6 protein-coding genes are annotated in these 6,881 nt (G+C 61.5%); 1 reads left to right on the top strand and 5 read right to left on the bottom strand.

Going from position 1 to position 6,881, the window contains the following annotated elements; all coding sequences use genetic code 11:
• On the top strand, positions 1-1,362 hold a 1,362-nt coding region (locus JJE47_12140; protein ID MBK5268173.1), incomplete at its 5' end, for an HAD-IG family 5'-nucleotidase.
• Between the two features lie 10 nt (positions 1,363-1,372).
• Here JJE47_12140 and JJE47_12135 read toward each other — a convergent pair.
• From JJE47_12135 to JJE47_12115, 5 genes are all read right to left on the bottom strand, one after another.
• Positions 1,373-2,221 (bottom strand): methylenetetrahydrofolate reductase, encoded by an 849-nt coding sequence (locus JJE47_12135; protein MBK5268172.1) that lies wholly within the window; start codon positions 2,219-2,221, stop codon positions 1,373-1,375.
• Positions 2,221-3,753 (bottom strand): trimethylamine methyltransferase family protein, encoded by a 1,533-nt coding sequence (locus JJE47_12130; GenBank protein ID MBK5268171.1) that lies wholly within the window; start codon positions 3,751-3,753, stop codon positions 2,221-2,223. Before JJE47_12130 ends, JJE47_12135 begins: the two co-directional genes overlap by 1 nt.
• Positions 3,750-5,804: a DUF4445 domain-containing protein gene (locus JJE47_12125; protein MBK5268170.1), complete on the bottom strand. Its 2,055-nt coding sequence runs from the start codon at positions 5,802-5,804 to the stop codon at positions 3,750-3,752. Before JJE47_12125 ends, JJE47_12130 begins: the two co-directional genes overlap by 4 nt.
• Complete coding sequence (locus JJE47_12120; protein ID MBK5268169.1) at positions 5,701-6,606, bottom strand: dihydropteroate synthase; 906 nt, start codon at positions 6,604-6,606, stop codon at positions 5,701-5,703. The genes JJE47_12125 and JJE47_12120 overlap by 104 nt, the downstream gene beginning before the upstream one ends.
• On the bottom strand, positions 6,603-6,881 hold a 279-nt coding region (locus JJE47_12115), incomplete at its 5' end, for a virulence factor (GenBank protein MBK5268168.1). The genes JJE47_12115 and JJE47_12120, both read right to left, overlap by 4 nt.

Raw genomic sequence — 6,881 nt, 5'->3', positions numbered from 1 at the left:
CTCAACCTCAGGTCGATCAAGGCGATCGGCTACGACCTCGATTACACCTTGGTGCATTACAACCCGGTCGAATGGGAGCGGCGCGCCTATGAACATACGCGGGACCGGCTACTTGAGCGGGGATGGCCGGTTGGGGATCTCGAGTTCGACCCTGATCAGGTGATTCAGGGCCTGACGATCGACCTGGAACTCGGCAACCTCTTGAAGGTCACCCGGTTCGGGTACGTCATCCGGGCAATGCACGGAACCAAGCGACACCAGTTTTCCCAGCTCCGCCGAACCTATGCCGGCACCGTGGTCGACCTCGCCGAAGATCGATGGGTCTTCCTGAACACCATGTTCTCGATGTCTGAGGCTGCGCTGTTCGCCCAGATCGTCGACCTGGCCGATCAAGGGCTGATTCCCGAAGTAATGGGATACGAGGACTTGTACCGAACGGTGCGAGATTCGCTCGACGACGCCCACATGGAAGGGACTCTCAAGGCTGAGATCCTGGCGGACCCCGCGCGCTTCGTGGAACCCGATCCGCGGGTTCCCCGGACGTTGCTTGACCAGAAGGCGGCCGGCAAGCGACTCATGCTCATCACCAACTCCGACTGGGACTATGCCCGCCGCATCATGGAGTACGCCTTCGATCCCTACCTGGGTGACGGCATGTCGTGGCGAGATCTGTTCGATACGGTGATCGTCAGCGCTCGAAAACCCGGATTCTTCTTCGATGACCACACGCTCTATCACGTCGTGGATGAGAACCTTTCTCTGCTCACTCCTCATGCCGGCCTTGTCGAGCCAGGTGCGGTCTATTTCGGTGGCTGTGCTCGAAGGGTTGAAGAGAGCCTCGGAATCTCCGGCGACGAGATCCTCTACTTCGGCGACCATTTGTTCGGTGATGTGCACGCTTCGAAAGCCCAGTTGCGGTGGCGAACCGCCTTGATCTTGCGAGAACTGGAATCGGAGGTGGACGCCCTCGACGCGTTTGGCGACAAAGAAACCCGCCTTACCGAACTAATGGCCGACAAGGAAACCCTGGAGGTCGAACTGGCCGGGTTGCACCTCGAACAACTTCGGAGGGTCGAGGCGGGGGAGCGGTCCTCCAAACAGTCAAACAAAGCCATCGAGGCGGTGCGTATTAGCCTCGCCAAGCTTGACGACGACATCGCCCCGCTGGCGATCGAAGCCGGGGTGCTGAACAACGCCCATTGGGGTTTGCTCATGCGGTCCGGCCTCGACAAGAGTCTTTTCGCCAGGCAGGTCGAGCGGTACGCCGACGTCTACACGTCGCGGGTGTCCAATTTTCTCGAGGCCACGCCGTTCGCATACCTGCGAGCCGCCAGGGCGTCGCTGCCCCACGAACCGGTGTAAATCCGAGAGGTCACGCCAGGTCGGCGAGATACTCCTGGCGCCACCGTTCGGTGGTGTCACACTGGTTGAACGTGTAGATGTGAAGCCCGGCCACGTTGGCGGTTTCCGACACGAACAGGTCGGCCATCGGCTCGAGTAGTTCGGCCGGGGAGTAGCCGCCCGGCTTGATGAACTTGGTAATGAGGCTGGAGTTCTTCGACAGGAACCGGGCCGATTGCCCGACCCCGATTCGGGCCGAGATCGTCATGAGCTTCAGGCGGTCGGCCACACCGGGGATGCCGAACACGACCGGCATTGTGATGTCATCGCGGCGCGTCTCATTGAGCCATGAACCGATCTTTTCATGATCGAAACACATCTGCGTTGTCATGTACGCGGCGTACGGTTGTTTGTCGTGCATCGCCTGACGCAGGCTCTCGTCGGGGATCGCCGTATGGCCATCCGGATAAGCCGTAACTCCGACATTCGTCACACTGTTCCCGATGTCATCCATGGCGCGCAAAATGGAAATCGCATCAACGAACTCGCCCGGCTCCTGGGCGTCACCACCCACCAGAAACATCGAATGAATGTCGAGTTGGTCCAGACGCTTGAGGAGGCGCTCGAGGTGGCCCTTGTCCTTCGTCATCCTGGCCGACAGGTGGGGTACGACCGCGAAACCCATCTGCTGGAGGTTGGCGGCCAGATCCCAGGTGTCCTCGAGCGTTTTGACGGGAGACGCCGTCACGGACACGGTTGCCCCCTGGGGAAGGTACTTGGCCTGATCCAGGACGTTCTTCAGGGGGATGAGCTCGAATTTGGCATGCTCAAGTACCCGGCGCAGTCCGGCGCGTTGTTCGTCATTCAGCTGGAAGTCCATCAGACGTTCGAGTCCGGCGAGGCGGCTTTGCGCATGGCGACGAAGGCCTGCAGTTCTTCTTCGATGCTGTCATCGATTGCCGGAGGCACGTACTCGGCCAACATCGTCTGCCACCGAAGCGTGGCTCGATCTTCGGCCTCGACCGAACCCTCCTCGAACCATTGTTCGAAGCTGTCGTTGTTGGCGGTCGTCGATCGGTAGAAGGCATCTTCGAAATTGGCGAGCGTGTGCTCGGATCCCAGGAAATGTTGGCCGGGAGGGTTGGCGAGCATGGCGTCGATCGCCTGGCCGTTTGGCGAGAGGTCGACGCCTTTTACGAACGTCGACATCATGCCAAGCTGGTCGGCGTCGAGGATGAACTTCTCGTAGCCGATCGCCAACCCGCCTTCGAGCCAGCCGGCGGCGTGCAGGACGAAGTTGACTCCGCCCATGATGGTTGGCTGGAGCGTGTTGGCCGATTCGTAGGCCGCTTGGGCGTCGGCGGTCTTTGAAGCCGTGAGAGATCCGCCCGAGCGAAAAGGCACTCCGAGGCGACGGGCGAGTGCCCCGACGGTGTACAGAACCAAGGCGGGTTCGGGTGTCCCGAAGGTGGGTGCTCCGGTCTGCATCGACATGGACGAGGCGAATGAACCGAAGATGACCGGGGCGCCCGGCCGTACGAGTTGGCAGAACGCCATGCCGACCAGCGACTCGGCGAGCGTTTGTGTCGCCACGGCCGCCGGGGTGACCGGGGCCATCGCACCCGAGAGGATGAAGGGCGTCATGATGCAGGCCTGGTTGTTTTCGGCATACACCCTGGCCGCCCCGAGCATGGTTGCGTCCCAGGACATCGGTGAATTGGCGTTGATAAGTGAGGTCATGACGGTCCGGTCGGCCAGGTCACCCCCGAACCCGATTCTGGCCAGGTCAACCGAATCTTGCGCACGCTCCGAAGCGGTCACCGACCCCATAAACGGCTTGTCCGAATAGCGAAGATGGGCATAAACCATGTCGAGGTGTCGCTTGTTCACCGGAAGGTCGACCGGCTCGCATATCGTGCCGCCGGAATGGTGCATGTAGGGCGTCATATAGGCGAGCTTGACGAAGTTGTTGAAGTCCTCAATCGTGGCGTAGCGACGCCCGTTGATCTTGTCTCGAACGAAGGGCGAGCCGTAGTTCGGAGCAAACACCGTGTGCATACCGCCGATCTCGACGTTGTTGGCCGGATTGCGGGCGAACTGGGTGTATTGGGCCGGAGCGGTGGCTTGAACCAGTGACCGGCACATTCCGGGATCGAACCGGACCCGGGTTCCGTCTACGGTCGCTCCCGCCTCTTTGAACAGCCCGATGGCGTAGTCGTCGTGGATTTCCAGGCCGACTTCGGTCATGAGTCTTTCGGCGTTGGATTCGATGATTTCGAGGCCCTCATCGGTCAACGCCTCGACCGGTTTCATCGAGCGGGTCAGGTAGGCCTGGCGTTCCAGGGTGTGGGCGGCGCGGGCGGCCTGACGCGCCGAACGACCTCCAGTACGGGAGCGAGCGCGGTCGGTCATGATGATTCCTCCTGGGATGGGCGGCGTCGGCGACGCCCCTGAGCGGCGGGCGCCGCCCTCGGTGGCAGTTCGATCTTCTGTGACAGGTTGGGATAGGCAGCTGTTTTGTGCGGAAACGCCATGGCGTCCACAAAGTGAGCTTGAAAGGCCGGTTCGGTGGCCGTTTCGATCTTCTCGATGCGCCTCACCACGGTTTCGATCTCCCGCCGGGCGTCCCGATTGAGGAGAGCCATTACGGCTCCGGCTCCGGCGGCATTGCCCGCCGAGTTCACTTTGGTGAGATCACAGTCGGGGATCAGTCCGAGGATCATCGCATACATGACATCGATGTGTGAGCCGAAGGCTCCGGCCAAACGAATCTCGTCGATGGTGTCGATGTCGAGCTTGTCCATGAGCAGGCGTATTCCTGCATACAGGGCAGCCTTCGCCAATTGGATGGCCCGCACGTCGTTCTGGGTGATGGTGATGCCATCGGCCAGAACGTAAGAGAAGGTTCTTCCGTCGGCGACCACCCGATCGGACGGACGATCCAAAACAACGCCGTCTTCACTTATGACACCTGCCAGGAATAGTTCGGCAATCGCTTCGATGATTCCGGAACCACAAATACCGGTCGGGTTCAGATCCGGATCCTCGGTCGACCAGCCGTCATTACCGATGACCTTGAAGCGAGGTTCGAGCGTTGCGCGGTCTATCCGTACCCGTTCGATGGCACCTGGGGCGGCTCGTTGGCCCGCCGAGATCTGAGCGCCCTCAAAGGCCGGGCCAGTCGGGCTGGAAGCGGCCAGCAGCCGGTCCTGGTTGCCGAGCACGATCTCGGCGTTGGTGCCGACGTCGACCAATAGGGCGATCGGTGAGCGGGTGTGCGGCTGGTCTGACAAGATGACACCGGCCGTGTCGGCCCCGACATGGCCGGCGATGCAGGGGAGTACATAGACGGCCGCATTGGAATGAGCCTTGATACCGAGCGAACTGGCGGGGACGGTGATCGCTTCGTCAGTCGTGAGCTTGAACGGCGCTTCCCCGAGCGGGCGCGGGTCGAGACCAAGGAACAAGTGATGCATGATCGGGTTACCAACCAGCGTGATCTCAAGGATCTCGATGCGTTCGATGCCGGCTTGCTTGGCCAGGTCCCCGACGAGATCGTCGAGGGCTCCTTGAACCAACTCGGTGAGCAGTCGGTCGCCACCTTCGTTCATCATCACGTACGAAACTCGGGACATGAGGTCTTCGCCGAATCGAATCTGCGGGTTCATGAGCCCGCCCGACGACAGCTGCTCGCCGGTCGTCAGGTCGAGCAAATATCCGGCGATGGTCGTCGAACCGACGTCGATGGCTACTCCGTAGGTCGTTTCATGGAAGCCTGGCCAGACCGCCGTGACGACCCCGTCGCGTATCGCGACGGTGCAGTTATCGCCGGCCGCCTGGAGGTCGCGCAGTGCGCGGGGATCAACCGTGATGTGCTCCATCGCCCACTGATCTCGCAGCGCTTGAGCGAGACGACGGGTGGTCCCGACGGTCGCTTCGAGGGTGGCCGCTTCCATCTGGACATAATGCAAGGTGCTGACCGGGTCGACCACCAGATCAACGAGTTCGAGTTCCTTGCGGATGACCTGACGATGGACCTGTGAGGTTGCTGGAACATCGACGACGACGTCTCCACAGATGTCTGCCATGCACCCGAGCCGACGGCCGATGGTGAGACCTTTACGGGCCTCGTATTCGCCCTCCGTGGTCGTGGCCTTGGTGAGCGCAGCTTCGGTTGAGTTGATCTGATGTTTCGGGAAATCGCCGAAGACCGGCGTGATCTGGCATCGGCCGCACAATCCGACCCCTCCGCAGACCGAGCCGAGGTCGACGCCAAGCTGGCGCGCCGCATTGAGCACGGATGTGCCGATCGGGACATCTCCCCGCCGTCCTGAGGGAGTGAAAACGACGCGGGCGGTTTCAGCCAGATCGCACCTCGCGACCGCGGCGCCTGCCTTCGGTTCGACGCCGGAGGGCGTCTTCGGGATTTCGATGGGCCATGATCCACTTGGCGGCGTTCTCATCCTTGCCGAGCAGGACATCGGAGGCCATGATCGCTTTCCTGACTTCGGCGTGGAGCGGGTTACTGATGGCCGAGGTCATGCCTGCGGCAGCCGCCATCGCCAGGAACGCGGCGTTCACACCTTCTCGTTCCGGCAGTCCGAAGCTGATATTTGAAGCCCCGCAGGTGGTGTTGACCCCCAGTTCGTTACGGAGTCGACCGAGTAGGGCGAACACCTGCTTTCCGGCGGTTCGCATCGCTCCGATCGGCATGACGAGTGGATCAACCACGACGTCTTCTTTCGGGATGCCGTAGTCGGCCGCCCGGTTGACGATCTTCCTGGCAACCTCGTAGCGGACGTCAGGATCCTCCGATATCCCAGTTTCATCGTTGGAGATCGCCACCACTGCCGCTCCGTACTTGGCTACCAGCGGAAGGACTCGTTCCATTTGCTCGTCTTCGCCGGTCACCGAGTTCACGAGCGCCTTGCCCCGGTACACCGCCAGGCCAGCTTCGAGGGCTTCGACGATGGACGAGTCGATGGACAGCGGAAGGTCGGTGAGAGACTGCACGAGTTGGATGGTGGCCGCCAGGATGGCTGGCTCGTCGGCGAGCGGAATCCCGGCGTTGACGTCAAGCATGTGCGCCCCGGCTTCCACCTGGGCGAGCGTGTCCGATTCAACCCGTGAGAAGTCGCCGGCCTTCATTTCGGTGGCGAGGAGTTTGCGACCGGTCGGGTTTATTCGTTCGCCGATGATGACGAACGGTCGCTCGAATCCGATGACAACTTCCCTGGTGGCACTGGCAAGAACGGTGTCGGTCACGAGGATTCCTTTGCTGGGTTGATCCCGCCGTTGTCGACCAACTCGACTAACCGGTCCCTGGGAAAGAGGTCGCTCAGGCGGGCTGCTTCAGCATCGACGGATGCCTGGAGATCGTCGGTGCAGGTGGTCGTTTCCCGGCGCCATTCACCTATGTAGTCGTCGTACTTCTCTTTGCCGGCCACCTTGGCGGCTCGATCGATGGCTGCCTGAAAGCGGCGGGGAAGCTCGATCGTGGCCTTCTCGCGTCCCGATCGGGCGGTCACCTGGGCAGGAAT

Source organism: Acidimicrobiia bacterium, from assembly GCA_016650365.1.
GTDB lineage: Bacteria > Actinomycetota > Acidimicrobiia > Spongiisociales > JAENVV01 > JAENVV01.
This window is presented reverse-complemented; position numbering and strand designations above follow the sequence as displayed.

Coding starts and splice junctions, on each gene's coding strand:
- JJE47_12135 (MBK5268172.1), bottom strand. CDS start 2,221: ATGGACTTCCAGCTGAATGACGAACAACGCGCCGGACTGCGCCGGGTA.
- JJE47_12130 (MBK5268171.1), bottom strand. CDS start 3,753: ATGACCGACCGCGCTCGCTCCCGTACTGGAGGTCGTTCGGCGCGTCAG.
- JJE47_12125 (MBK5268170.1), bottom strand. CDS start 5,804: ATGAGAACGCCGCCAAGTGGATCATGGCCCATCGAAATCCCGAAGACG.